Genomic DNA, 25178 nt, shown 5'->3' on the forward strand with positions numbered 1-25178 from the left:
CATGAAAAAGACGCCTGGCCGAGCGCCCGGATAACGGAGGGCGACGGTCAGCCGGCGTCGATACAGATCGCGCTACGGACGCGCAGGAGATCGACGTGGCGTCGCACGACGAGCAACGGGTCCGCTGGCATGTCCCAAACGATACCCCCGAGATCCTGGATGTCCAAGTTCGTGTCCAGGATGCGGGATTGTAACGGCATAATGACGGGAGGTTGTCAGCCCTTGCGGACCCAGTTCTCCGGCGGCTCCGCCTCGCGGTCCTGCTCGGCCGGCTCCTTGTGCTGGCAGTCGCACCAGGACCCGCCACGGCACTCCTCGTGCCTGTGCTCCCCGCACGCCCGGCAGATCATGTCTTCAGTGTTCCCCTCCCATGACAGCCGCATGACACCCGCACAGATCCAAGTGAGAGGCACGCGAGCGAGCCTGAGGGGCGCGCCGCCGGTCTGGACTGAGGAGCGCGCGGGAGCGAAGCGACCAGAGCGCGACGAGGGCTGTGTTCCTGGCGCGCCTCCGGCACGACCAGGCGGATGTGAGCGCCCGGCGGTGAGCGGGAGACCCGGGTGAGAGGCGCGATTATCGCGAGAGGGGGGCGGGGACCCCTATTCTGGGCGGCGACGATCCGCTCGCAGGTCACGTGATAAGAGCCGCGCCGGCGGGTAGAGCCCAGTTCTCATGACCGGTTGGGTGCCATGACCTCCACGGACGCGCGGACGCGCAGGCCGCGGCGCATCACGCGCAAAGGCATGGCGCTCGCCCGCGCGCGCCTGAGCTGGGTGCGCGAGACGAACATCTGGGAGCTGGTCAAGGCGACCACGATGGCGGGCGTCAACTACCGGGTGACCGGCCTGGCGGGGGAGGCGGCGTTCTTCGCCCTGCTGTCGCTGCCGCCGTTCGTGCTGGGGCTGCTCGGGGTCATGGGCCACCTGAGCGGGCTGCTGGGCGCGGCCGCCGTCGCCGAGATCAGGCGCTGGGTCGTGGACCAGTCCGAGCTGCTGTTCACGCACAACACGGTGGAGCGGGTCGTGCAGCCGCTGCTGTCCGACGTGCTGAGCGGCGGCCAGGTCTCGCTGATCTCCGTCGGGTTCCTGCTGTCGCTGTGGTCGGGCTCGCGGGCCCTGTTCGTGTACGTCGACCTCATATCCATCGCGTACGGACTGGGGGAGACCCGGGGGATCATCCGCACCCGCGTCCTGTCGTTCGGCCTCTATGTCGCCGCGCTGCTGATGGGCCTGGTCGTCATGCCGATCCTGGTGATCGGGCCCACGCTGATGTCCAACGCCCTGCCCAGGTACGCCTCGCTGGTGACGGTTCTCTACTGGCCCGTGCTCGTCGTCGGCTCGGTGCTGATGCTCACGCTGCTCTACCACGTGAGCGTGCCGCACCGCACGCGCTGGTGGCGCGAGACGCCGGGGGCCGTGCTCGCGCTGGTGATCTGGATCGTGTGCGCGGCGTTCCTGCGCGAGGTGCTGGCCGCCTGGTTCACCCCGCTGTCGATCTACGGCTCGCTCGCGGCGCCGATCGCCGTGCTGCTGTGGCTCTACATCACCGCGCTCGCCGTGCTCATCGGGGCGACCCTGAACGCGGAGATCGACCGGCTGTGGCCGCTGGGCGGCGCCTCCCGGCAGGAGCACCATCACCGCAAGTCCGGCAAGGCATGATCTGTCCGTCCAATCGGTGCCAGTATGGCCACCGATGGACGCGCAGCCTTCCCCCGACCTCACCACCCCCCACGGGCGCACGATCGGCCCCTACGTCCCCGTACGCCGCCTGGGAGAGGGCGGCATGGGCATCGTGTACCTCGCCCGGGACCCGGACGGCCGCGAGGTGGCGCTCAAGGTGATGCGGCCGGAGCTCGCCTCCCTGGAGGAGTTCCGGGCGCGGTTCCGCAAGGAGGCCGAGGCCGCCAAGCGGGTGGCCAGGTTCTGCACCGCGCCGCTCCTGGACGCCGGGCTCGACGGCGACCGGCACTATCTGGTCACCGAGTACGTCGACGGGCCGGACCTGTCGGCGGTGGTCGACGCCCGGGGGCCGCTCACCGGGTCGAACCTGGACGCCCTCGCCGTCGGCGTCGCCACCGCCCTGGCGGCCATCCACGAGGCCGAGGTGGTGCACCGCGACCTCAAGCCGTCGAACATCCTGCTGTCGCCGCTCGGCCCGCGCGTGATCGACTTCGGCGTCGCCCAGCTCGCCGACACGCTCGCCGAGCGGACCGGGACCGTGATCGGCACCCCCGCGTACATGTCCCCGGAGCAGGCGCGCGGGGACCAGGTGACCTCCGCGGCCGACGTCTTCGCCTGGGGCTGCGTGGTCGCCTACGCCGCCACCGGCAGGCCGCCGTTCGGCGGCGGCGCGGCGCCCGAGGTGCTCTACCGGGTCGCGCACCACGTGCCGAACCTCGCGGGCCTCGACGAGCGCCTGCGGCCCCTGGTCGAGCGGGCCCTGGACAAGGACCCGGCGCGGCGGCCGACGGCGCAGCGGCTCCTGGAGCGGCTGCTGGGCCGGGAGGAGGTGGCGGTCGAGGCGGCGACCCGGATCGTGAGCGACATCTGGGCGACCTCCGAGGCCCCCGCCCGGACGACCCGCCGCTCGGCCCGCCGTCCGGATCGCCGTCCGGATCGCCTCGCCGGCGCGGCGGACCCGTCCGGCACCCGGCGCTGGGCACCGGTCGCGGCGGCCGGCGGGGCGCTCGCCGTCATCGCGGCGGTCCTGCTCGTGGTGCTGCGGCCCTTCGGCGGCGGGGGGACGGAGCCCAAGGGCCCGCTCGGGGTCCGGGACGCCAAGATCAGCGGGTCCTCGCTGCGCGCGACCGTCGACGCCGTACGGCGGCGCGGGACGTCGGTGAGCGTGCAGCTGACGGTCACCCTGACCGGCAAGGGAAGCCGGTGGTGGCCGAGGGACCTGTTCGGCGACCAGATGTCGGGCGCCGCCCTCGTCGATCCACCCGGCGGCGCCAAGTTCACGCCCGCGCAGAAGGACGGTGGCTGCCTGTGCAGCACCGTTCCGGCGCAGTGGCTCGGCGAGGGGGACGTGCTTCCTCTCTACGCGACATACACGGGCCTGCCGGAGGGTCTGGAGCAGATCGGCGTCGACGTCCCGGGGTTCGGCCTGTTTTCCGACGTGCCGATCGCGACGGAGTGAGGCACCGCCGCATCCCGATAAAGTGGGGAGGGTCGCGACTGGCGCTGACGTGCCCGGCAGGGAGCGTCGCTAGGTGGGGCACCACCGGGGAGCGAATCAGCGGAGGCCGTGCGCCTGGGTCGCCGCCGCTGTCGACGTGGAGAAGGAAGGCGCCATGGCTGAGCACTCGCTGAACGTCGTCGATCCCGAGATCGCCGAACTGATCAGGGCGGAGGAGCGGCGGCAGGCCGACACCGTCAAGCTGATCGCGTCCGAGAACTACGTGTCCAGGGCCGTCCTGGAGGCGACCGGGACCGTTCTCACCAACAAGTACTCCGAGGGCTACCCGGGCAAGCGCTACTACGAGGGCCAGCAGGTCATCGACAAGATCGAGACGCTGGCCGTGGAGCGGGCGAAGTCGGTCTTCGGCGTGAACCACGCCAACGTCCAGCCGTACTCGGGCTCGCCCGCGAACCTCGCCGTCTACCTCGCGTTCCTGAACCCGGGCGACACCGTGCTCGGCATGGGCCTGCCGTTCGGCGGCCACCTCACCCACGGCTGGTCGGTGTCGGCCACCGGCAAGTGGTTCAACTCCGTGAAGTACGGCGTGCGCCGCGACACGGGCCGGATCGACATGGACGAGGTGCGCGCCCTGGCGCTGGAGCACCGGCCCAAGCTGATCTTCTGCGGCGGCACCGCGATCCCGCGCACGATCGACTTCCCGGCCTTCGCCGAGATCGCCAGGGAGGTCGGCGCCGTGCTGGCGGCCGACATCGCCCACATCGCGGGCCTCGTCGCGGGTGGCGCCCACCCCTCCCCGGTCGGGCACGCGGACGTGATCTCCACGACGACCCACAAGACCCTGCGCGGCCCGCGCGGCGCGATGCTCATGGCGAACTCCGACGAGGTCGCCACCGCGCTCAACAAGGCCGTCTTCCCCGGCCTCCAGGGCGGCCCGCACAACCACACCACCGCCGCCATCGCCGTCGCCCTGCACGAGGCCGCCCGGCCGGAGTTCAAGGCGTACGCCGCGCAGATCGTGAAGAACGCCCAGGCGCTCGCAGACGAACTCCTCAACCGCGGCTTCGACCTCGTCTCCGGCGGCACCGACAACCACCTGATCCTGATGGACCTCACGTCCAAGGGCGTCGGGGGCAAGCCGGCGGCGCAGGCGCTCGACCGGGCGGGCCTGGAGACCAACTACAACACCGTGCCGTTCGACCCGCGCAAGCCGTTCGACCCGTCGGGCATCCGGATCGGCACCCCGTCGGTCACGTCGCGCGGGATGGGCGAGGCCGAGATGCGGCAGATCGCCGCGTGGATGGACGAGGTCGTCACCGCCGTGGCCAAGGGCGACGCGGAGGACGTCATCGCGCGGGTGCACGGCGAGGTCACCGAGCTGACGGGCCGGTTCCCGGCTCCCGGCCTTTCCTGACTCCTGGGAAAAACGGGTTGCGGGAGACGGTGGCGGTGCTGCTAACGTTCCCGCATCCGACGCCGCTCGTGCGTCATGAGGGTGGCCGTCTCCGGCGGCCGCACACCTGGGAGGTGAGGACCATGCGGGTCTTTCTGACGACCATGCCGTCCGTCATCTCCCGGGCGCCCGCATAACCCTTTTCGCTGGGGCACCCGGTTTTCCCGAAGGGTGTCCACAGCAATGTCGTACGATCTTTCGCTTCTCGGCTGGCACGACGATCTCGCCGAGTCGCTTCCCGACCTGCCCGGCGGGGCCGTGCCCGGCCGGGTGGCGCGGGTCGACCGCGGCGCCGCCGAGGTCGTCGCCGCCGGCGGGACCCATCACGCGCGCCTGTCCGCCCGCCTGCGCAGGGCCGCGGCGGCCGACCCGCTCGCGCTCCCGTGCGTGGGGGACTGGGTCGCGCTCACGATCCTCGATGAGGGCCGTCACGAACTGGCGGAGGTGCTGCCCCGCCGTACGGCCTTCGTCCGGGGCGGCGTGAGCCGCGACTCGCGCGGCGGCCTGTCCGGCGACGGCCAGGGGCAGGTGCTGGCCGCGAACGTCGACGTGGTCTTCGTGGCCGAGCCGTCCATGCACGCCGACGACTTCGCCGATCTCGGCAGGATCGAGCGCCTCGTGGCGCTGGCCTGGGAGAGCGGCGCCCGGCCGGTCGTGCTCGTCACCAAGGCCGACCTGTTCGCCGATCTGCAGGACCGGGTGCTCGACGACCTGCTCGCCGACGTCGAGGCGGCGGTGCCCGGGGTGGAGGTCCACCCGGTCTGCTCGCTCACCGGCGACGGCGTGGACCTGGTGCGGTCCCATCTCGGCGCGTCCGGCACCGCGGTGATCCTCGGTCCCTCGGGCGCGGGCAAGTCCACGCTCGTCAACGCCCTCGCGGGCGCGGAGGTGATGGAGACCCAGCGGGTCAGGGCCGCCGACGGGCGGGGCCGGCACACGACCGTCCACCGGCAGCTCATCCCGCTGCCCGGCGGCGGGCTCGTCATCGACACCCCCGGCATCCGCCGGGTGGGACTGTACGAGACGAGCGAGGGCGTGGACCTGGTCTTCGCCGAGATCGACGAACTGGCCGGCGGTTGCCGGTTCTCCGACTGCGGGCACGGCCAGGAGCCGGGCTGCGCCGTGCTCGCGGCGGTGGAGTCGGGTGAGCTGCCCGAGCGGCGGCTGGAGAGCTGGCGCCGGCTTCAGCGGGAGGCGGCCTGGATGGCCCGCCGCACCGACGCGCGGCTGCGCGCGGAGGAGACCCGGAAGTGGAAGTCGATCCACCGGCAGATGCGCGGCATGGGCCGCCCGTAGCGGCCCGCGGGATCACAGACACCAGAAGGGCGTTTCACGTCTGCCGTCTGTCCGGGGGACAGGAGCGGGACGTGGAACGCCCTGTGGTGACACTCTGATGACGCTGTGGTGAAACTGCGGTGAAACCTTGGTGACGCGTGTCGGGGAAGGGGAAATTCGCTCAGGCGACGGCGCTGATGCCGGCGCTGGCCGCGCGGCGCATACGGCGGCGACGCTCGGAAGCGCGCTCGTCCTCGTTGAGACCGCCCCAGGTGCCGTACTTCTCGGGCCGCGAGAGCGCGTAGTCGAGGCACTCCGCGCGCACAGGACACTGAGCACAGATGGCCTTGGCCTTGCGCTCCCGGATGTCGCGCTCGGGCTGACGCTCGCCGTCAGGACCGAAGAACAGCACCAGGTCCTCTCCCCGGCACGCGGCATCATCCTGCCAACCCCAGCTGGGGCGCGGGCGGGCGAGCTGCCGACGTACCTGAGACATGAGAAACCACCTTTGGTGAGAGGTATTTCAGTGTTTGTGCCGCTTTGGACGCTTGTGGCGTCCCTTGTGCCAACGCCGGGATGAGCCGTGGTGTTCCCGGCTTCTCGCGAAGCCCTCAGGTCGAAACCGGCGTGAGCGGACTCAGTTCGGCCAACCTGTAGGTCGGGATTCCGTCGGCGCAGGTCATCCCGCACGGCGCCGAGAACACCGTGGGTTCGACCACGACCCGGAAACGCGACGTCCCACGCCCCGTCGTGCACCGCACGACGCAGACGGTGGAGTCGCCGACCGACCGGGAGGATTCCACGGCCACCCCGCCGACCGAGATCTCGCCCGTATGCGCCCGGACGAAGTGCTCGGCGGCCTGCAGTGGCTCAGGGATACCCGCGCGTCCCCGGAAACGGTCGAGGACGACCTCGCCGTGCCGGTACGCGTTTGCCGCCGCGATCGCAGCAGCCTGAGACATGCTGCCGTAGTAAAGCCCGTGTGGCAAGCATACGAGGTTGGCGGCGTATCGATCGCCGCCAACATGTGTGGTTTCCCACACTTCGCCGGGCAGGTTCTCGCTCAGGAACCGGGCCAGCGGCAGTCCGAGCCGAGCACAGCAGGCGTTGTGCCTGCCGTGGGTGCAGACCAGGAACATCGGCTCGTTCACCAGTATGCAGGACTCCGGAACCACTCCGTGCACGAGAGACCGCAGGTCAAGATCGTCCGGGCTCTCCGGGAACGCCTCCGCGAGCCACGGGTCGTCCACCGCTGCGGCGGCCAGGTAGACGTGCAACGGGCCGCTCCGGGCCTCCCGGCGGCCGGGGCGGCGGATAAGCTGCGGCCGGATCCCGAGTTTTCGCGCGCGGGCGACCAGCGTGCGGACGTCGTCCGGCAGCCGGGACTCCTCGATCTCCGCGGCCCAGGGCCCCGCGTGCTCGATGAGCAGCCAGAACCGGCCCTTCTTGGTCGCGCTCGCCAGGACGGGAGCCTCCCCCGTGTGGCAGGCGGCGGGGTGCTCGCACCCGTTGGCCATCAGGTCCCGTCCCTCCCGTGCGTTTCTTAGGTAAGACTAACCTTATCCAATGAGGTCAAGAGTCGGGTGACTTCCCCCGCGAATCAGGACCAAACACTCTCGCGGCGGGTCAGGCGGACCGGAGGGCGGCCTCGGCGGCGGGCAGGGCGGCCGCCCGATCCTCCGGCACGAGGCCGATCCTGGTCCGCCGGTCCAGCAGGTCGCCGGCGTCGAGCGCGCCCTCGTGGCGGACCGCCCAGACCAGGTCGGCCAGGGTGATCCCCGCCGCCACCGGCTCGGCCAGCGCCGGGTCGCGCCGCGTCAGGTCCAGCACCGCCCCGGCCTCCGCGCCGTACCGCTGGACCAGCCTCCGGGGGAGGCCGGGCGGCACCGGTCCGGCCCCGGCCAGCGGAAGCCGCGCCGTACGGCTCGCGGGCGCGTGGGGGCAGGCGGCCCCGACCGCGTCCTCGGCCATCCGGCGGTAGGTGGTGAGCTTGCCGCCGACGACCGTGACCACGCCGTCCGGCGAGCGCAGCACGGCGTGGCGGCGGGACAGGTCCGCGGTGGCCCCGCCCGCCCCGCCCGGGCCCTCGACCAGCGGCCGCAGGCCGGCGAAGGCGCCTGCCACCTGGTCGCGGCCGAGCGGCCGGTCCAGCACGCCGCCGAGGACCTCCAGCAGGAAGGCCACGTCGCTCTCGGGCGCTTCGGGGACGTCCGGCACCGGGCCGTCCAGCGGCTCGTCCGTCAGCCCCACGTAGACCCGCCCGTCGGCCTGGGGGAGCACCAGCGCGAAGCGGGCGCGCCCGCCCGGGATCGGCACGTGCAGCCCCGCGCGCAGCGCGCCCAGGGCTCCCGGCCGCAGCACGAGATGGGTGCCCCGCGACGGACGCAGCGTCACCGAGGGCACCAGCCCGCCGGCCCACACGCCGGTCGCGTTGACCACCGCCCGCGCCCGGATGTCGAACTCCGCGCCGGTCAGTTCGTCGCGCACCTGGGCGCCGTCCCCGGCGAGCGCGAGGGCCCGGCACCGGGTGAGCACCCGCGCGCCGTGGGCGGCGGCCGTACGGGCGATCGCGACCACCAGGCGGGCGTCGTCCGTCACCCGGCCGTCCCAGGACAGGAGCGCGCCGCGCAGGCCGTGCGGGCGCAGGGGCGGGGCGAGGGCGAGCGCCCGCGCGGCGGTCAGGCGGGACGGCCCGGGCAGCAGGCTCCTCGGCGTGCCCGCGGCGGCCCGCAGTGCGTCGCCCAGCCGGTAACCGGTCATCACCGTCGCGGCCTCGCCCGGGCCGACGTCGGACGTCAGCGGCAGCAGGTACGGGTGCGCGGCCACGAGGTGGGGGGCGGTGCGGCGGAGCAGGGCGCCCCGCTCCACGGCGCTCTCCCAGGCCACGCCGACCTGGCCGCTCGCGAGGTAGCGCAGCCCGCCGTGGACCAGCTTGGAACTCCACCGCGAGGTGCCGAAGGCCAGGTCGTGGGCGTCCACGGCGGCCACCGAGAGGCCCCGTGAGGCGGCGTCGAGCGCGGCCCCGGCCCCCGTCACGCCCAGGCCCACCACGAGCACGTCGACGACGGCCGTGCGCGCCTCGTCGAGTTCCCGGGCCCGCCGGGCGGCGTTCAGTGACGATCGCATGACCCTGCCTCTATGGTCGCGTTACCCTTGAGTAACCTATCTGGAGGCGCACCGGTCATGGAATCCCCTCTCCTGCCCGCCGAACCCATGCTCTGGTCGGGCTGGGGTGATCCCGCCAGGGCCGCCGAGCTGCCCGCGCCGGTGCGCGACCTGCTCACGGAGCTTCTCGGCGTCCGCGCGCCCGCCACTCCGCCCGCGACGTTCGGCGAGGTGCGGCTGCCCCCGGTGGCCCTGCCGCCACCCGTCCTCGCCGCGCTGGCCGCCGTGACCGGGGAGGAGCACGTGCGGGCCGACGACGACGCCCGCATCCGGCACACCCGGGGCAAGTCCACGCCCGACCTGCTGCTGATGCGCGCGGGGGACGCCTCCGACGCGCCCGACGCCGTCGTGCTCCCCGGCTCGCACGAGGAGGTCGCCGAGGTGCTGCGCCTGTGCGCGGAGCACCGGGTGGCCGTGGTGCCGTTCGGCGGGGGCACGTCGGTGGTCGGCGGGCTCACCGCCGCGCGGCGGGGCTACGCCGGAGTGGTCGCCCTCGACCTCGGCAGGCTCGCCCGGCTGCGGTCGGTCGACCCCGTCTCGATGACCGCCGTCCTGGAGCCGGGCCTGCGCGCGCCGCAGGCGGAGCGGCTGCTCGCCGGGCACGGGCTGACGCTCGGGCACTTCCCCCAGTCGTACGAGTACGCGACGCTCGGCGGGTTCGCGGCGGCCAGGTCCAGCGGGCAGGCCTCGGCCGGATACGGCAGGTTCGACGACATGGTCGTGGGCATGACCGTGGCGACGCCGCGCGGCACGCTGGAGATCGGCCGGGCCCCCAGGTCGGCCGCCGGGCCCGACCTGCGCCAGGTGTTCCTGGGCTCGGAGGGCGCCTTCGGGGTGATCACCTCGCTGCGGCTGCGGGTCCACCCGGCCCCGGCCGTCCGGGCGTACGAGGGCTGGCGGTTCGAGAACTTCGCCGCCGGGACGGCCGCGCTGCGCCGGCTCGCGCAGGAGGGCGCCCCGCCCGCCGCGCTGCCCACCGTGCTGCGCCTGTCCGACGAGACCGAGACGATGGTCGGGCTGGCGAAGCCCACGGATCTCGGAGCGCCCGGGAGCGACTCGGGCTGCCTGGTCGTGGCCGGCTTCGAGGGAGTCCCGGGCGAGGTGGCCCGCCGCCGGGAACTCGCCGCCGCTCTGCTCCTGGAGGCCGGCGGCGTGCATCTCGGGCCGGAGCCGGGGGAGAAGTGGGCGCAGGGCCGGTTCTCGGCCCCCTACCTGCGCGACTCCCTGCTGGCCGCCGGGGCGACCGTGGAGACGCTGGAGACCGCCTGCTTCTGGGCGGACCTGCCGCGCCTGTACGACGCCGTACGGCTGGCCCTGCACGGCGCACTCGGCTCACCGCTGGTGATGTGCCACATCTCCCACGTGTACGCCACGGGGGCGTCGCTCTACTTCACGGTGGTGACGGCGCAGACCGGCGACCCGCTGGCGCAGTGGGCGGCGGCCAAGCGCGCGGCGGGCGAGGCGATCATCGGGGCGGGCGGCACGATCTCGCACCACCACGGCGTCGGCCGCGACCACCTGGAGGCGTACGCCAGGGAGATCGGCGACCTGGGCGGCGAGATCCTGCGCGGGATCAAGGAACGGCTCGATCCCGCCGGGATCCTCAACCCGGGTGTGCTGATCGCCGGAGAACGCCGATGACCTGAACGAGTCGCCGGCGTGCCACGATCAACGGCGCCGGCGCACGGTCGCCCCGTCGCGTCTCGTCGCCCTGGTCCGCGCCGCGACGACTTCGTCAAGGGCGGGCTCGTCGAGCGGTCCGAGGAGTCATCGGTTTCGAGGACAGGTCGAGCGCAGCTTATAACTTTTTGGTTCACTGGTATCGGCGATTTCCTGGAAAGGCATCATGCTTATCGCGATGACACGCATCGAGGAGAAAGCCGTGCCCATGTCTCGTCCCCTGTTTCGGGCTCTCGTCGCATTACAGTTGTCCCTGGTGGCGGTGCTGGGGTTGACCGTCGGCGCCGCCCCTGCTGAGGCCAGTCCGGCGCGGACGCCGATCGTCCTGTTCCCCGCCTTCCACTTCACCAGACTCCTGGTGAAGTGGCGAGACCAGCAGGTCGATTCTTCCTGCCCGGTATCCGGGAGCTTCGAGGACTGGTATTCGAACCCCGTGCCGAACAAGGCCGTCAGTCAGGTCTGCCGGGACAAGCTCATGACCCTGCGTTATGGCGGTGACCCGAAACTGCCGATGCCGGACCGATTCTCCAACCAGCACGGAGTGACCGTCACCATTCGCGAATACGGCAGGACCTCCAGCGCGCCGATGTACGAACAGATGTACGCCACGCTCGAGCAGGCCGGGTGGAAGAGGGACAAGAGCATCCGCGTCGCGGGATACGACTCGCGCCTTACTCCCGACATGGGTGGTTTTCTCGCCCGGACGCAGAAGCTCATCGAGCAGACCTACGCGGCCAACGGCAACCGCCCCGTGCACCTGGTCGGCCACTCCAACGGTCCGCTGTACGCCCAGTACCTGCTCACCCACTCATCGGAGGGGTGGAAGCGGAAGTACATCCAGGGATTCACCCCGATCGCCGGAAACTTCCCTGGTCAGGGCGCGCTGTACGGGTACCTGTTCACCGGGCTCAACATCACCGCGTTCACCCTGCCCAGCACGAAGGAGAACGCGGAAAGCAGTGCGCGGATGTACATCTCCGCACCGTCGACCTACATGAGCAGCGCGACGCCCTCGACCTTCGGCGCCGGTGAAGTCGTCATCGCCGACGCCAGCACGGGGAAACAGTACACACCGGCTGACTACCACGCGATCGTGACCGCTCCCGGCATGCCGCCGGAGGCCGCCGACATCGCCGAATACTACATCGGCTTCGTACGTTTCGATGATGGGAATCCCTCGAGCATCCGCCCTTCCTCGACAAACCTCCCGAATGTCGACGTCTACGCCGAGAAAGGGTCGGGAATACCGACCGTCGTCGGCGTCACCCTGCAGGATCTGACCATCGGTCAGGTGTACGACCCCGCCCTGCCGACCTTCACCAGGGACGGTGACGTGAACCAGGAGGACATCACCAACAACGCGATCCAGGTGTGGAGCGCGATGCCCTGTCACCATTTCTCGCTCACCGACAACCCTGGGGTGGACCATTTCTCCCTGCCGTTCGACCCGGCAGTTCTGGGTCGCCTGAAGGTCAACGCCCAGAAGGCCCCCACGATCTGCCCCGTGAACTGATTTTTTTTCACGGGTCCGGTGGTGATTCAGGCCGGTCTTTTCCCCGCACGCCGCACGACGCGCCCAGGTCGCCGTGGGACGGCGACCTGGGCGGCGAGATCCTGCGCGGGATCAAGGAACGGCTCGATCCGGCCGGGATCCTCAACCCGGGTGTGCTGATCCCCATGTACTGATCCCCGGAAAACGCCAAGATTGTCCCCATGGTCGATGTGGGCACGGCGGCGGCGCGGGGAAAGCAGGTATCGTCACGGGTTTCCGAGGCGGGAGCGGGCTGGGACTGCTCGCAGATCGGCACGTTCCAGGCACTGCGCCCCAACCAGGACTCCTTCAGCTGGCTGAGCCCGGCGACGCTGTGGCGGTCGCGCAACGAGGTGATCGCCCAGCTGTTCGGCGATCCCTCGCCGCGGGTGCGCCGCCGCTGGGTGGCGGCCCAGCGCGACCGCGGCGCCGATCCCGACTTCCGGGTCAGGCTCGACCTGGGGGAGGAGTTCTCGTTCCTGCTGCTCGGCGACACCGGCGAGGGCGACGCCTCGCAGTACGCGGTGGTGCCCGGGCTGCTCAGGCTCGGCGAGGGCACGTCGTTCGCCGTCGTCGCCAGCGACGTGATCTACCCGACCGGCTCGGGCAACGAGTACTGCGACAAGTTCTTCCGGCCCTACAAGGACTATCCGGCCCCGATCTTCGCGATTCCCGGCAACCACGACTGGTACGACGGGCTCGGCGGCTTCATGCGGGTCTTCTGCGACGCCCGCCCCCTGTCCGCCGAACGGCGCGGCTTCCGCCTGTCGCCCGGCGGGCTGCGCGGGCTGCTGTGGAAGAAGCCGGAGACGATCGACGAGGACGCCCTGGCCGAGGCGAGGAAGATGCGCCCGGACCCCGGCCCGGCCCTGCCCGGGCCGTACTGGGTGATCGACACCGGCCGCCTGCTGCTGGTCGGCATCGACACCGGGATCAAGGGCACCCTCGACCGTGAGCAGGGCGAGTGGCTGCGCCGGGTCTCCGCCGACCCCCGGCCCAAGGTCCTGATCACCGGCAAGCCGATCTACGTCAACAACGCCTACCACCCGTGCCAGATCGAGGGCGGCGGCACGGTGGACGACGTCGTCCGCGACCCGGCGAACAACTACGTGGCCGCCGTCGGCGGCGACGTCCACAACTACCAGCGCTATCCCGTACGGGTGGACGGCCGGCTCATCCAGTACGTGGTCTCCGGGGGCGGCGGGGCGTTCATGCACGCCACGCACACCATCCCCCGGGTGGACGTGGCCGGGGTCCACGAGGACGACTTCAAGTGCTATCCGCTGCGCGGCGACTCGCTGTCTTTCTACAGCCTCCTCTACAGCAGGCGGCTGCGGCTGCGCGGGCTCTACGTCACCCCGGAGGAGGGCCTCGCCCTGATGTCCCGTCAGATCGGGAACCTCCCGCCCCGGCCCACGCCCGGGGCGCCGATCGGCGCGCGGGTGAAGTGGGCGGCCCGGCTCCTCGGCGGCTGGCCGATGCCGTTCCGCCTGCCGGTCGGGCGGGTCTTCCACCGGTACATCTCGGAGCTGTCCGACTGGGACACCCCGCCCTTCTTCAAGAGCTTCCTGCACATGTCGGTGACCGGCGACACGCTGCGGCTGCGCTGCTTCGCCGCCACCGGCTGCCTCCCCCAGGAGCAGGAGCCCCCACTGGAGGACGAGGTCGAGATTCCCCTCTGACGGGATTGTCGGTGCGGGCTGGCACGCTGGGGGGATGCACGTCGTGGTCGCGGCCGGCGCCGAGGGGGGCGGGACGATCCGGCCGCTCGGCGGGACGGCGGACCGGGTGCCCGACCTCGCCGCGGCCGTCCGGTCGCTGGAGGCCGCCGAGCGGCCCCGCTGGGTCTTGGCCGACGCGCGCCGCGTCTACCCGGCCCTCCTGGCGGCCGGCGTACGGCTGTCGCGGTGTCACGACGTCGCGCTGACGGAGGGGCTGCTGCTGGGGGCCGACGCCCGCTATGGGGAGCCCCGGCAGGCACGGGCGGCCCACGCGCGCCTGCACGGCCTTCCGGTGCCCGAGGACCCGCACGAGGCCGCGGAGGGCCACCAGCCGGGCGGCACGCAGGCGAGCCTGTTCGAGCCCGCGCCGGCCGAGGACCCCGCGTCGGAGGCCGCCATGGTCGCCGAGGTGTTCGAGGATCAACTGCGACGTGTCGCCCGCACGCCCGATCCCGGGCGGTTCCGCCTGCTCGTCGCCGCCGAGTCGGCCGGGGCGCTGGTCGCGGCCGAGATGCGGCACGACGGCATGCCGTGGCGCGAGGACGTCCACGACGAGCTGCTGACCGGCCTGCTCGGGCCGCGCCCCGCCCACGGCATGCGGCCCGCGAAGCTCCAGGCGCTGGCCGACGAGGTGGCGGCCGCCTTCGGGCAGCCGGTGAACCCCGACTCCCCGCAGCAGATCGTCCGGGCGTTCAAGGCGGCGGGGATCGAGGTCCCGTCAACTCGTTCGCACGTGCTCAAGGCGGTCGATCATCCGGCCGTCGCGCCGCTGCTCGCGTACAAGGAGCTGGCCCGCCTGCACAGTGCCCACGGCTGGGCCTGGGCCGCGCAGTGGGTCGGCGGCGGCCGCCTGCGCCCCGAATACGTCGTGGGCGGGGTGGTGAGCGGCCGGTGGGCCACCAGCGGCGGGGGCGCGCTGCAGATCCCCAAGGTGATGCGCCGGGTCGTGGTGGCCGACGACGGCTGGACGCTCGTGGTCGCCGACGCCGCGCAACTCGAACCCCGGGTGCTGGCGGCGCTGTCCGGCGACCGGGGGCTCGCGCGGGCGGCCGGGGAGATCGACCTGTACGCCGCGCTGGCCGGGGCCTTCGGCGGCGCCCGCGACTCGGCCAAGGTCGCCATGCTGTCCGCGATGTACGGCGGGACCAGCGGCGACGCCTCCAAACTGCTGCCCGTGATGCGGCGGCGCTTCCCGAAGGCGTACGCGTTCGTGGAGGACGCCGCCCGCGCGGGGGAGGAGGGGCGGATCGTCCGGTCGTGGCTCGGCCGCACCTGCCCGCCGCCCTCGGAGCGGTGGCGCCGCCTGGTGGCCGGGCCGGAGGGCGCGCGGGCGGCCCGGGACCGGGGGAGGTTCACCCGCAACTTCGTCGTGCAGGCGACGGCGGCCGAGTGGGCGCTGACGCTCCTCGCGGTGCTGCGCGGGCAGCTTCCGGACCCGGCGCGGCTGGTGTTCTTCCAGCACGACGAGGTGATGGTGCACTGCCCGCTCGGCCTGGCCACCGAGGTCCGCGCGGCCGTCGGCCGGGCGGCGGACGAGGCCACCCGCCTGCTGTTCGGCGACACCCCGGTCCGCTTCCCGATGGAGGCGGCGGCGGTCGCCTGCTACGCCGACGCCAAGTGACGGAGCCGGTCACACGGGCCGGATCACACGGGCCGGATCACGCGGGGCGGAAGGTGTTCCACAGGGCCTGCCGCACCGGCGCGGCGGCCTCGGTCCAGTCGAAGTCGGGAGAGGCGAACATGACCGCGAAGGCCCGCCCGTCCGCCTCCAGGTAGCGGATGACCGCGTGGACGGTGACCTGGCTGGAGTTGGTGTAGGTGTACTCCCAGTCGGCGGCGGGATAGTAGTAGTCCGCCGCCCCGAGCTGGATCTGCGTGTAGTCCGGGTAGTCCTTGATGTTCAGGTTCTGCTCCGCGGCCCGCAGCGCCTCCAGGCCGCCGTCGGGGATCTTCTTGACGGTGATGCTCTGCCCGGTGTCCTTGGGGCCGGAGAACCGGACGGTCCCGCCGTCGTCGGTCGTCGAGGTCCACGCCTGGGGCACCGCTATCGAGACTCCGCCCTCGGTCATGAGCCGGTAACCCTCGGGCACGCGTACGGCGGGCAGCGTGGCGGGCAGGGAGCGCCCGGCCGCTTTGGAGCCCGAAGCAGCGCCGGAGGCCGCCAGGCCGCGCGCCCCGGCCGTCTCTCCCGGATCCTCGGAACCACCCGGCAGCAGGACGAGCGCGATCGTGACGATCACCACGAGCACGGCGACGCCGGCCACGACGAGCAGCAGCCGGGCGCGGGGGTCGCGGTCCGCCCCGCGCTGGGTCTGCTCCTTGCGCCTGCGCCCCACCCGTGGACGCTGCGGGCCCGTGGCGACGGCGCCGGCGGCGCGGCCGGACCTCCGGCCGTTCCGCGTGCTCGTCTCGGGCGGTCCCGAGTCCTGGCCGGAAGCCGGTCCGGCGCCGTGACCGGAGCCGGGGTCGCCGCCGAGGTCGCCGGGCATGTCGCCCGGCGCGGGGGCCGGCCACATGCCCTCCTTCCGCCGCTCCGGCGCGTACGACGACCCGGACGGAGACGACAGCGGGTCGAACGCCGGAGCCTGGCCGAAGGGCGTGGCGGGCCCGAAGGCGGCGAAAGGCTCGAAGGCGGGCTCGGCGGCCGGACCCGGCGCCGAGGCGCCCGGTGTCCCGTTCACCGTGCCGTTCTGGACGCCGCCGGAGAGGCCGTTCTGGGTGAGCGGCACGCGGACCGGGCCCGAGGGCGTCTCGACGATGCGCGAGGGCAGCGGCCCGGAAGGGATGTCCAGCGGCGGCAGCAGCCCCGCCGGCATGGAGTTCTGCGGGGTCGGCATCGACGAGGGCGTGCCCGCCCGTCCGGGCAGCACGGCGCCGTGGCTGTGCAGGATCCGCTCCAGCATCTCCGCGACCTGCGCCGCCGGGAGGCGGTCGGCCGGGTTCTTGCGGAGCAGGCCCTCGATGACCGGCAGCAGCGCGCCCGCCCGGCGGGGCCGGCTGGGCTCCTGCGTCAGCACCGCGCCGAGGACGGCGACCGCGTCGGGTCCCTCGTACGGCGGGCGGCCCTCCACGGCGGCGTACAGAGTGGCCCCGAAGGACCACAGGTCGGCGGCGTGGGTGATCGTGCGGCCCTGCAGGCGCTCCGGCGGGATGTAGGCGGGCGAGCCCATCAGCAGGCCGGTCTGGGTGATCGTGACGTCGCCCTCGATGGCGGCGATGCCGAAGTCGGTGAGCACCACCCGGTCGGCGGTGAGCAGCACGTTGCCGGGCTTCACGTCCCGGTGCAGGATGCCGGCGGCGTGGGCGTGGCGCAGGGCGTCGAGCACCCGGACGCCGATCTCGGCGGCCTGCACGACGGGCAGCGGCCCGCCCTGCCGCACGGCCTGTTCGAGGGACCAGGCGCGGACCAGCTCCATGACGATCCACGGCCGCCCGTCCTCCTCGACCACGTCGTGGACGGTGACGATGCCGGGGTGGCTGAGGCGGGCCGCCGACCGCGCCTCGCGCAGCATGCGCCGGTGCGCCGACTGGGCGCCCGCCTGGTCGAGCCCGAACGGCATGAGCAGCTCCTTGACCGCGACGTCGCGGTCGAGCAGCACGTCGTGGGCGTGCCACACCATCCCCATGCCGCCGCGGCCCACGGGGGACAGCAGCCGGTAACGCCTCCCGACGAGACGGCCCTGCCCGTCGGGAACGCCGGCCGGGGGGCGCCCCGCGGGTCCCTGACCCTCTGGCATAGGGGGGACCATACCGAGCAGGCGATCGGTCGTCATAGAAAAGGTCCCCAATTCACGCTCGATCCGCAGGATCCCCCGTCCGGACCGTGCGAATTGCTCCGGATATCTGAGACTGACGACGATATTACGGTCTGATGACGGTCAAAGGGAATTCATGCGGCGGCCAGCGCGTCGAGGGCGGCCGTGAAGACCCCGGCCGGTGGGCTGACCAGCCCCGCCCCCACCTGCCCCGTCCCGGCGACGCGGCCCGCGATGCCGGTGTTCACGACCGGCAGCACACCGGTCCTCGCCACGAGGGCGACGTCGATGCCGGCGGGCGTGCCCCGGAAGCCCAGCCCCGGGATCTGGTACGCCGGGTGCTCGGCCAGCGTGATCTCGTACATCGAGGTCGTGGCCGCGACGGCGTCGGCCACCTCGCCGCCGACGAACCGGACGATCGCCGGGGCCGCCGCCATCGCGAAGCCGCCGAGCCCGACGGTCTCGGTGATCGTGGAGTCGCCGATGTCGGGGTTGGCGTCGTCCGGCCCGTATCCGCCGAGGTAGAGCCCGTCGGGCACCCCGGCCGGCCCGGTGAACCACCGGTCGCCGAGCCCCGACACCTGTATTCCGAAATCCGTTCCGTTGCGGGCCATCGCCACGACCAGGCTCGATCCCGGCACGCCGCGCGCCGCGTCGGCCGCGGCTTTCGCCGCCGCCATTCCCGCGTTCAGGAAGAAATGATCGTTTCCATTGACGAAACGCAGCACCTCCGCCGCGCGGCCCGGGGCGGCCTCCACGACCGCGGGGGCGATCTCCCGTACCAGCAGGGAGGTCGCCGCCCGGTTCCGGTTGTGCAGCTCGTCGCCCATCTGCAGGGCCTGCGCGACCAGCGTGCGCAGGTCGAGGGGCCCGCACCGCTCCAGGGCCGCCGCGAGCGCCGGCCCGAGCACCTCGCCCATCCAGCGCAGCCGCTCGATCACCTCGGGTCCGTACGCGCCGTACCGGAGGACCTTGCCCAGGCCCTCGTTGAGGGAGCAGTAGGCCGTGGCGCCGTGCTCGGCGTCGGCGACCTCCAGCATCCACATGGACGGGCTGACCACCCCCGCCATCGGGCCGACCGTGCGGTGGTGGTGGCAGGAGTCCAGGGTGATCCCCGCGCCGGAGGCGAGGCGCTCCGCCGCCTCCTCCGGGGTGGCGGCGAGGCCCTCGAAGAGCATCGCGCCGATGAGCGCCCCCCGCATCGGCCCGGAGGCCCGTTCCCAGGTGATCGGCGGACCGGCGTGGAAGAACGTCCCGGCCTCCAGGCCCAGCGCCTCGCGGGCCGGCCGTACGCCGGTGAGCATGGGCCGCGCGGACAGCATCCTCCCCACGGCCGTCGCGTTGGCCTGTACGCGCCGGGGGTCGGCGAGCACCCGGGCGAGTGACGCGGCGACACCCGGGGCCGGCGGGCGCCAGTCGACCCGCCGCTGCGGCACGGCCTGCCGGTCCAGCGCCTCGGCGAGCACCTCGGCGCCCACGGTGATGACGCGCGGCTCGCCGTACAGCATGGAGAGGGTCATCGGCTACCTCCGGTGAACCGGGTGGGACTGCTGGGCGGCACGGCCCGTCAGCCGTCCGCCAGGCGGCGGGCGTGCCGCGCCGCCGCCGCGTTGGAGGTGAAGACGGCCGCGCCGGCCTCGTTCAGGCGCGCGGCCTGGGCGCGCAGCCCCTGCGGGTCGCCGTCCGCGCCGACCAGCGCGACCACCACGTCCACCCCCCGGGCGACGGCGTCGCGGACCTCGGGCGCGAGCCAGGAGGACGGATCGGGGTCGGCGCCGTGCCCGAGCACCACGTCGAGCAGCACGACGCCCGAGGCGACGCCGCGCAGCGCCTCCCGGCGCAGCGACGGGTCGATCATGGGATGGGCCCGACCCCGCGTGTACGCGTCGTCCCCGAAGTCGACGAAACCCGCCTCCGTGGCCGTGTCCGCACCGGCGATGAGGGCGGCCTCGGCACACAGCGTGCCGCCGGAGTAGAGCCCCCGCAGCGGGCGCCGCCCCTCGCGGGCGGGCGCCTCGCCGGCGGGCCAGCACGGCCACTCGGGCACGTCCCGGCCGAGGGCGCGCAGCGCCTTCTCCGCGACGGCGGTCAGGTCGTCCTCCCCCGGCCCGAGCAGCGCGGCGACGACCGGGGTGGCCAGGCCGAGGTCCCGTACGGCGCGGGCCGCCTCGGGGGCGGGCGGCTTGGAGACCAGCACGATCAGCTCGGTCGCCGGGTCCTCGTCCAGCGCGCGCAGGGCCTGCACGGCCGAGCGCCCGCCCACCTCGGCGGACAGGTCCCGGCCGCCCACGCCGAGCACGTGCGACACGCCGACGCCGGCGATGTCGAGCAGGCAGGTCACCTGCTGGGCGCCGGTGCCCGAGGCCGCCACGACCCCCACCGGGCCGGGCCGCAGCACGTTGGCGAAGCCCAGACCGGCCCCGCCCACGACGGCGGTGCCGCAGTCGGGGCCCATGACGAGCACGCCCCTGGCCCGCGCCCGGTCCTTGAGCAGGATCTCCTGCTCGACGGGCACGTTGTCACTGAAGATCATGACCGAGAGCCCGGCCTCCACGGCGTCGAGCGCCTCGGCGAAGGCGTGCTCGCCGGGCACGCTCACCAGCGCCACGGTCGCCTCCCACGACCGCGCCGCCGACCGGACGGTGCGGGGCGGCGCCTCGTCACGGGCCTTCCCGCCCCCACTCCCGGTCGTGGCGAGCTGCCGCTCCAGCTCGGCGGCGGCCTCGCCGAGATCGGCGGACGTGGCCGCCCTGATCGCCACCAGCAGGTCGCCGGGGGTCGTGGGCGGGACCTCGAAGCCGAGGTCGCGGGCGAGACCGGCGTTGAGATCCGTGCCCATCGCGACGACGGCGACGGCCACCTCCGGCCGGGCGGTGAGCGCCTGGCTCACCCGCATCAGCGTCACCGAGTCGTGGTAGACGCCGGGGCGGACCTCGACGAGATCGGTCACGGCCGCTCCCGGCGGGCCGGGCCGGTCGGGCCGCCGGCGGCACCGGTGCCGAGAAGCGACAGGACGGCCGACACGCCGATCTGGACGCCCCACGCCAGGTCGGCGCCGGAGGTGTGGCCGAGGCGGAGCAGGCGGTTGACGGCGGGTTCCGGCGGTTGGTGCCCGGCCGCCGCCCGCAGCACGCCGAGGACTTCCGGGCTCGCCTCGCCCCTGGCCGCGCAGTGCAGCAGGGTCGCCGAGATGGAGGTGGTCCTGGTGCGGGCGTCGAAGGTGACCGCGGCGGCGAGCCAGTCCGCCAGCCACACCGCGCGCGGGGCCCCGGCGGCCCGGCCGAGGTGGCGCAGCGCGACCAGCAGCCCCGCGAGCATGTCGTCGCCGCTCGGCGTGAGCCCGGGGCCGAGGCCGATGAGCTGCTCGGCCGCCGTGATGCTCTCCACCAGCGAGCCGCGCAGGCAGCCCCGCTCCAGCAGCGCCGGGGCCCCGGCCGGGTCCAGCCCCGGCCGCCTCGGCGAGGCCGCGCGGATCCCGGCCAGCACCGCGGGGGCGGCCGCCAGCCGTGCGGGGTCGGCGGGAGCGAGCGCGGGAGCGGGGTCCCACCAGCGGCGGACGCCGACGGACAGGCCGCCGATCTCGATGGAGCCGTCGCCGACCCAGCCGTCGTCGCCGGCCGACACCCCGTCGAGGGACTCGCCGAGCAGCACCGCGTTGGGCAGGCGGACGCCCTCACCCGTGACCACGGCGATCACGTGCGGCTCGCACTCGCTCCTGACCTCCAGGTAGAGCGCGAGCGGGAAGGCCGCGAGCACCCGTGCCGGGCGGCGGGGGGACTCCAGGGCGGGCCGTACGGCGACGCTCGCCGCGCCGCTCACATAGGACGGGGCCGCCGGGGGACGGGGAGCGGGCGCCGCCGTCCGCCGCCCCTTCTGGCGCGTGCCAACACTCACCGGGACCTCCCTCGCCAGTCGTTGCCGACGCTAAGGCCCGCTTTCCCCCCTCCGTACGGAGAAAGGTGCCAACAGTCGGCCGAATGCTTGGCTCTTCCTGACAGGACCGGCGTCGGGCAGAATCACCGTGAGACGTCCCGAGCACGTCGACACTCCCCGGAGACGCCCTTGCGCAACGACCCCGCTCCGCCCGCGATGCGGCTGGCCAGCACCGGCACGATCCTGCACGGGGTGTCGGTGGGCGAGGTGCTCGGTGTGTCCACGCTCGCGGACGCCCGCCTGATCGCCGGCGGGGACGGGCTCGGCCGCATCGTGCAGCGCCTCAACGTGATGGAGGTGCCCGACATCCTCGCCTGGGTGAAGCCGCACGAACTGCTGCTCACCACGGGCTACCCGCTGCGCAACACCCCGCAGTCGCTCGACCGGCTCGTGACCGACCTGGACGAGCGGGGTCTCGCGGCCCTGGCGATCAAACTCGGGCGCTACCTGGACGAACTGCCGGGGGAGATGGTCGAGCAGGCCGACCGGCTGGGCTTCCCGCTGATCCTGCTCCCCAATGACGTGGGGTTCGACGACATCCTCAACCAGGTGCTCACCGACATCCTCAACCGGCAGGCCGCGATCCTCGCCAGGACCGAGGAGGCCCACCGGGCGCTCGTGCAGATCGTGCTGGCCGGGGGCGGGATGCGGGAGGTCACCGCCGAGGTGGCCGGGCTGCTCCGGGTGGCGGTGGGCGCGATCGACGCCTCCGGGCACTTCCTCGCGGCGGCCGGGGAGGCGCCCCAGGTGGCGCGGCTGCGGGAGATCAACGCCCCGGGACGGACGCCCGCGCAGCCCTCCGGGAACGGCCACCACGCGAGCGTGCCGATCGTCGCGGGCGGCCACCACCACGGGAGGATCGCGGCCTACAGCGTCCACGGCACGCTCACCCCGAGCGACGTGGGCATCCTGGAGAGGGCCGCGACCGTGGCCGCGCTGGTGATCACCAAGCAGGAGGCGGTCACCGCCGTCGAGAGCAAGTACCGCGCCGACTTCCTGCGGGACGTGCTGACCGGCCGGGGCGGGCTGCGGGTGGCCGAGCGCGCCCAGGCGTTCGGCTGGGACCTGGAGCGCCCAGTGAGCGTGATGGTGGCGGAGATCGACCCGGACGCCGAGGAGCGGCCCCTCCAGGACCGCATGTGCGCGGCCTGGCAGGCGTCGGTGCGCAAGCACGACCCGCGCGGCGCGGTGGCGGGCTTCTCCCACGAGGTCGTGGCGATCGTCGGGGCGTCCGCCGACCCCGCGCGGGTGGCGCGTGACGCGCTCGCGGGGATCTCCGACGGCACGTTCTCCACCGGGCTCAGCCGGGTCGCCTCCGGGGTGGACTCGCTGCCCGGCGCGTACAACCAGGCGCTGAAGGCCGCCCGGGTGGGCCGCCAGCTGCACGGGGCGGGCGCGGTCGCCCACTTCGACGAGCTGGGGGTCTACCGGCTGCTGTCGCTCGTCAGCGACACCGACGAGCTGCACTCCTTCGTACGGGAGACCCTGGGCCCGCTCGCGTCGGACGACGACGCCGAGAACGCCGACCTGCGCCGCACCCTGCAGGCGCTGCTGGAGACCAACCTCAACGTCGCCGAGACCGCCAGGCGGCTGCACTTCCACTACAACACCCTGCGTTACCGCATCGGGAAGCTGGAGCGCCTGCTCGGCAACTTCACCGAGGACGCGCACCTGCGGCTCAACCTCACCCTCGCCCTGCACGTGCTGCGCATGCGCGGCATCTGAGTCCCTAAGCCGGCCCCTAAGCTGGCGCCGTGAACGAGGCCATAACCTTCGAGCTCGACGGCGACCACATCCCGCTCTGCGATCTCCTCAAGTTCTGCCAGATCGCCGACAGCGGCGGCGCGGCCAAACACCTCGTCGCCGAGGGCCTGGTCCGCGTCGACGGACAGGTGGAACTACGCAAGGCCTGCAAAATCAGGGCGGGCCAGGTCGTCACCGGCGACGACTACACGATCCGCGTGGTGTAGGTCCGCGCGGTGTAGACGCTCCGGTGGCCGCCGTTTTGGCAGATCATGCCCATGTCTGTCGAGCACGCCGGTCCTAAAGTGCCCCAAACGGTCAAGGAAGTACGCGGGACGCCTGCGGGGTGGCCGAGCCCACGGCCCAGCTGGAGGGACGTACATGGCTTTCAGATGGACGGTGCACGGAGACGGCAGAGGGCTGGCCCCCGGCGAGGTCGTCAAACCCGGCGAGAGGCTGAGCTGGCCGCGGATGGCCGGGATCGGCGCGCAGCACGTGATCGCGATGTTCGGCGCGACCTTCGTGTTCCCCCTCGTGATGGGGCTCGACCCGAACACCGCGGTGATGATGTCGGGCGTCGCGACGATCCTGTTCCTGCTGATCACCCGGGGCCGGATCCCCAGCTATCTCGGCACCTCGGCGTCGTTCGTCGGCGGCGTGGTGGCGGTGCGCGCGGCGTTCGGCGGCGACACCCCGGGGGCCGACCAGGTCGTCACCGGGGCGATCCTCGTCGCGGGTCTCGTGCTCGCGGTGTGCGGCGTGGTCATCCACGTCCTCGGCGTGCAGGTCATCCACCGGATCTTCCCGCCGGTCGTGACCGGTGCGGTGGTCATGCTGATCGGGTTCGGCCTGGCGTACGTCGTGGCCGACGTGTACTGGCCGCAGGACCCGTGGATCGCGCTGGTCACGATGGTCGCGACGTTCGTGTTCATCGTGCTGTTCCGCGGCTTCCTCGGCCGGATCGGCGTGCTGCTCGGGCTGGTCTTCGGGTTCGTCCTGTCGTGGCTCGCCGACCGGGTGTTCGGGAACATCACCGCCTACAACGCGGGCACCGGCGCGGTCGACACCCATCCCCGGGTGAGCTTCCAGGCCGTCGCCGACGCCGGCTGGATCGGGCTGCCGCACTTCCACGCGCCGTCGTTCCAGGCGTCGGCCGTGCTGGTCGTGCTGCCCGCCGTGATCGCCCTGATCGCGGAGAACGTCGGCCACGTCAAGGCGGTCGGCCAGATGACCGGCGCCGACGTCGACCCCATGATGGGCCGGGCGATCGTCGCCGACGGCGTCGGCACCGCGGTCGCGACCGCCGTCGGCGGCTCGCCGACGACGACGTACGCCGAGAACATCGGCGTCATGGCGGCCACGCGGGTCTACTCGACGGCCGCCTACTACATCGCCGCGGTCATCGCGATCCTGTTCGGCCTGTGCCCGAAGTTCGGCGCGCTGGTCGCCGCCACGCCCGGCGGCGTGCTCGGCGGCGTCACGGTCATCCTGTACGGCATGATCGGGCTGCTCGGCGCGAAGATCTGGGTGGAGAACCGGGTGGACTTCGCCGACCCGGTCAACATGGTCCCGGTCGGCGCGGGGATCATCCTCGCGATCGGGCCGGTCACGCACCAGATCACCGGGGACTTCTCGCTCGCCGGGATCGCGCTGGGCACGATCGTGGTTCTCGCCGGCTATCACCTGCTCCGCGCCATCGCGGGCAGGCCCGCGAAGGAGGTCACAGGTGGGGAGATCGGGCTCGAACGCGACCCGGCCGTCTGATCGGCGCGCGTCCCGGACGA

General features: G+C 73.1%; 20 protein-coding genes. 11 read left to right on the forward strand and 9 right to left on the reverse strand.

Features of this window, described 5'->3' with window-relative positions; genetic code table 11:
* Positions 1 to 47 precede the first annotated feature (47 nt).
* Together Mam01_RS37635 and Mam01_RS37320 are read right to left on the reverse strand one after the other, a co-directional pair.
* Positions 48 to 200, reverse strand: a complete 153-nt coding sequence (locus Mam01_RS37635) for a putative leader peptide (RefSeq protein WP_373868690.1) — start codon at positions 198 to 200, stop codon at positions 48 to 50.
* A 15-nt stretch (positions 201 to 215) separates the two neighbouring features.
* A complete protein-coding gene (locus Mam01_RS37320) occupies positions 216 to 350 on the reverse strand; it encodes a hypothetical protein (protein ID WP_259402300.1) in 135 nt (44 codons plus the stop codon).
* A 339-nt stretch (positions 351 to 689) separates the two neighbouring features.
* Here Mam01_RS37320 and Mam01_RS11815 point away from each other — a divergent pair, with 339 nt between their 5' ends.
* The 4 genes from Mam01_RS11815 (at position 690) to rsgA (ending at position 5887) form a co-directional block, all read left to right on the forward strand.
* Positions 690 to 1658 carry a YihY/virulence factor BrkB family protein gene (locus Mam01_RS11815; protein WP_191909962.1) on the forward strand — a complete coding sequence of 323 codons (969 nt, stop codon included), beginning with the start codon at positions 690 to 692 and terminating at the stop codon, positions 1656 to 1658.
* A 34-nt stretch (positions 1659 to 1692) separates the two neighbouring features.
* Positions 1693 to 3138 carry a serine/threonine-protein kinase gene (locus tag Mam01_RS11820; RefSeq protein WP_204285411.1) on the forward strand — a complete coding sequence of 482 codons (1446 nt, stop codon included), beginning with the start codon at positions 1693 to 1695 and terminating at the stop codon, positions 3136 to 3138.
* 136 nt (positions 3139 to 3274) lie between these two features.
* Positions 3275 to 4552 carry a serine hydroxymethyltransferase gene (glyA, locus tag Mam01_RS11825; RefSeq protein ID WP_425563119.1) on the forward strand — a complete coding sequence of 426 codons (1278 nt, stop codon included), beginning with the start codon at positions 3275 to 3277 and terminating at the stop codon, positions 4550 to 4552.
* Between the two features lie 222 nt (positions 4553 to 4774).
* Positions 4775 to 5887, forward strand: coding sequence for a ribosome small subunit-dependent GTPase A (rsgA, locus tag Mam01_RS11830; protein ID WP_204285412.1), 1113 nt, complete (start codon positions 4775 to 4777; stop codon positions 5885 to 5887).
* Between the two features lie 160 nt (positions 5888 to 6047).
* Here the strand turns inward: rsgA and Mam01_RS11835 are convergent, their stop codons facing one another.
* The 3 genes from Mam01_RS11835 to Mam01_RS11845 all read right to left on the reverse strand — a co-directional run bounded on the left by Mam01_RS11835 (position 6048) and on the right by Mam01_RS11845 (position 8992).
* Entirely contained in the window at positions 6048 to 6362 is a 315-nt protein-coding gene (locus tag Mam01_RS11835; RefSeq protein WP_076434697.1) for a WhiB family transcriptional regulator, read from the reverse strand.
* Positions 6363 to 6477: 115 nt separating this feature from the next.
* The gene (locus Mam01_RS11840; protein WP_150931753.1) at positions 6478 to 7383 is read right to left on the reverse strand and encodes a sucrase ferredoxin; all 906 of its coding nucleotides are present in this window, start codon (positions 7381 to 7383) and stop codon (positions 6478 to 6480) included.
* 109 nt (positions 7384 to 7492) lie between these two features.
* Entirely contained in the window at positions 7493 to 8992 is a 1500-nt protein-coding gene (locus Mam01_RS11845; RefSeq protein WP_204285413.1) for a glycerol-3-phosphate dehydrogenase/oxidase, read from the reverse strand.
* Between the two features lie 57 nt (positions 8993 to 9049).
* Here Mam01_RS11845 and Mam01_RS11850 point away from each other — a divergent pair, with 57 nt between their 5' ends.
* The 4 genes from Mam01_RS11850 (at position 9050) to Mam01_RS11865 (ending at position 15584) form a co-directional block, all read left to right on the forward strand.
* Complete coding sequence (locus tag Mam01_RS11850; protein ID WP_373868691.1) at positions 9050 to 10672, forward strand: FAD-binding oxidoreductase; 1623 nt, start codon at positions 9050 to 9052, stop codon at positions 10670 to 10672.
* 217 nt (positions 10673 to 10889) lie between these two features.
* Positions 10890 to 12224 (forward strand): lipase/acyltransferase domain-containing protein, encoded by a 1335-nt coding sequence (locus Mam01_RS11855; RefSeq protein ID WP_204285414.1) that lies wholly within the window; start codon positions 10890 to 10892, stop codon positions 12222 to 12224.
* 200 nt (positions 12225 to 12424) lie between these two features.
* Entirely contained in the window at positions 12425 to 13924 is a 1500-nt protein-coding gene (locus tag Mam01_RS11860; protein WP_204285415.1) for a metallophosphoesterase family protein, read from the forward strand.
* 34 nt (positions 13925 to 13958) lie between these two features.
* Entirely contained in the window at positions 13959 to 15584 is a 1626-nt protein-coding gene (locus Mam01_RS11865) for a bifunctional 3'-5' exonuclease/DNA polymerase (protein ID WP_204285416.1), read from the forward strand.
* Between the two features lie 37 nt (positions 15585 to 15621).
* On the opposite strand, the gene Mam01_RS11870 is transcribed toward Mam01_RS11865, so the two are convergent.
* From Mam01_RS11870 to Mam01_RS11885, 4 genes are all read right to left on the reverse strand, one after another.
* A complete protein-coding gene (locus Mam01_RS11870) occupies positions 15622 to 17700 on the reverse strand; it encodes a serine/threonine protein kinase (RefSeq protein ID WP_204285417.1) in 2079 nt (692 codons plus the stop codon).
* 152 nt (positions 17701 to 17852) lie between these two features.
* On the reverse strand, positions 17853 to 19238 hold the full coding sequence (locus tag Mam01_RS11875) for a YlbE family protein (protein WP_204285418.1): 1386 nt from the start codon (positions 19236 to 19238) through the stop codon (positions 17853 to 17855).
* 47 nt (positions 19239 to 19285) lie between these two features.
* Positions 19286 to 20668 carry an AllF/FdrA family protein gene (locus tag Mam01_RS11880; protein ID WP_239101235.1) on the reverse strand — a complete coding sequence of 461 codons (1383 nt, stop codon included), beginning with the start codon at positions 20666 to 20668 and terminating at the stop codon, positions 19286 to 19288.
* A complete protein-coding gene (locus Mam01_RS11885; RefSeq protein WP_239101236.1) occupies positions 20665 to 21612 on the reverse strand; it encodes an oxamate carbamoyltransferase subunit AllH family protein in 948 nt (315 codons plus the stop codon). The genes Mam01_RS11880 and Mam01_RS11885 overlap by 4 nt, the downstream gene beginning before the upstream one ends.
* Before the next feature lie 168 nt (positions 21613 to 21780).
* Between Mam01_RS11885 and Mam01_RS11890 the strand changes: the two genes are divergently transcribed.
* From Mam01_RS11890 to Mam01_RS11900, 3 genes are all read left to right on the forward strand, one after another.
* Positions 21781 to 23376: a PucR family transcriptional regulator gene (locus tag Mam01_RS11890; RefSeq protein WP_373868692.1), complete on the forward strand. Its 1596-nt coding sequence runs from the start codon at positions 21781 to 21783 to the stop codon at positions 23374 to 23376.
* A gap of 29 nt (positions 23377 to 23405) precedes the next feature.
* Positions 23406 to 23621 carry an RNA-binding S4 domain-containing protein gene (locus tag Mam01_RS11895; protein ID WP_117409520.1) on the forward strand — a complete coding sequence of 72 codons (216 nt, stop codon included), beginning with the start codon at positions 23406 to 23408 and terminating at the stop codon, positions 23619 to 23621.
* Between the two features lie 154 nt (positions 23622 to 23775).
* Positions 23776 to 25158 (forward strand): uracil-xanthine permease family protein, encoded by a 1383-nt coding sequence (locus Mam01_RS11900; RefSeq protein WP_204285419.1) that lies wholly within the window; start codon positions 23776 to 23778, stop codon positions 25156 to 25158.
* Positions 25159 to 25178: the final 20 nt, after the last annotated feature.

The sequence above is a fragment of the Microbispora amethystogenes genome (assembly GCF_016863015.1).
GTDB lineage: Bacteria > Actinomycetota > Actinomycetes > Streptosporangiales > Streptosporangiaceae > Microbispora > Microbispora amethystogenes.

Coding starts and splice junctions, on each gene's coding strand:
- Mam01_RS37635 (WP_373868690.1), bottom strand. CDS start 200: ATGCCGTTACAATCCCGCATCCTGGACACGAACTTGGACATCCAGGAT.
- Mam01_RS37320 (WP_259402300.1), bottom strand. CDS start 350: ATGATCTGCCGGGCGTGCGGGGAGCACAGGCACGAGGAGTGCCGTGGC.
- Mam01_RS11815 (WP_191909962.1), top strand. CDS start 690: ATGACCTCCACGGACGCGCGGACGCGCAGGCCGCGGCGCATCACGCGC.
- Mam01_RS11820 (WP_204285411.1), top strand. CDS start 1,693: ATGGACGCGCAGCCTTCCCCCGACCTCACCACCCCCCACGGGCGCACG.
- rsgA (WP_204285412.1), top strand. CDS start 4,775: ATGTCGTACGATCTTTCGCTTCTCGGCTGGCACGACGATCTCGCCGAG.
- Mam01_RS11835 (WP_076434697.1), bottom strand. CDS start 6,362: ATGTCTCAGGTACGTCGGCAGCTCGCCCGCCCGCGCCCCAGCTGGGGT.
- Mam01_RS11840 (WP_150931753.1), bottom strand. CDS start 7,383: ATGGCCAACGGGTGCGAGCACCCCGCCGCCTGCCACACGGGGGAGGCT.
- Mam01_RS11845 (WP_204285413.1), bottom strand. CDS start 8,992: ATGCGATCGTCACTGAACGCCGCCCGGCGGGCCCGGGAACTCGACGAG.
- Mam01_RS11850 (WP_373868691.1), top strand. CDS start 9,050: ATGGAATCCCCTCTCCTGCCCGCCGAACCCATGCTCTGGTCGGGCTGG.
- Mam01_RS11855 (WP_204285414.1), top strand. CDS start 10,890: ATGACACGCATCGAGGAGAAAGCCGTGCCCATGTCTCGTCCCCTGTTT.
- Mam01_RS11860 (WP_204285415.1), top strand. CDS start 12,425: ATGGTCGATGTGGGCACGGCGGCGGCGCGGGGAAAGCAGGTATCGTCA.
- Mam01_RS11865 (WP_204285416.1), top strand. CDS start 13,959: ATGCACGTCGTGGTCGCGGCCGGCGCCGAGGGGGGCGGGACGATCCGG.
- Mam01_RS11870 (WP_204285417.1), bottom strand. CDS start 17,700: ATGCCAGAGGGTCAGGGACCCGCGGGGCGCCCCCCGGCCGGCGTTCCC.
- Mam01_RS11875 (WP_204285418.1), bottom strand. CDS start 19,238: ATGACCCTCTCCATGCTGTACGGCGAGCCGCGCGTCATCACCGTGGGC.
- Mam01_RS11900 (WP_204285419.1), top strand. CDS start 23,776: ATGGCTTTCAGATGGACGGTGCACGGAGACGGCAGAGGGCTGGCCCCC.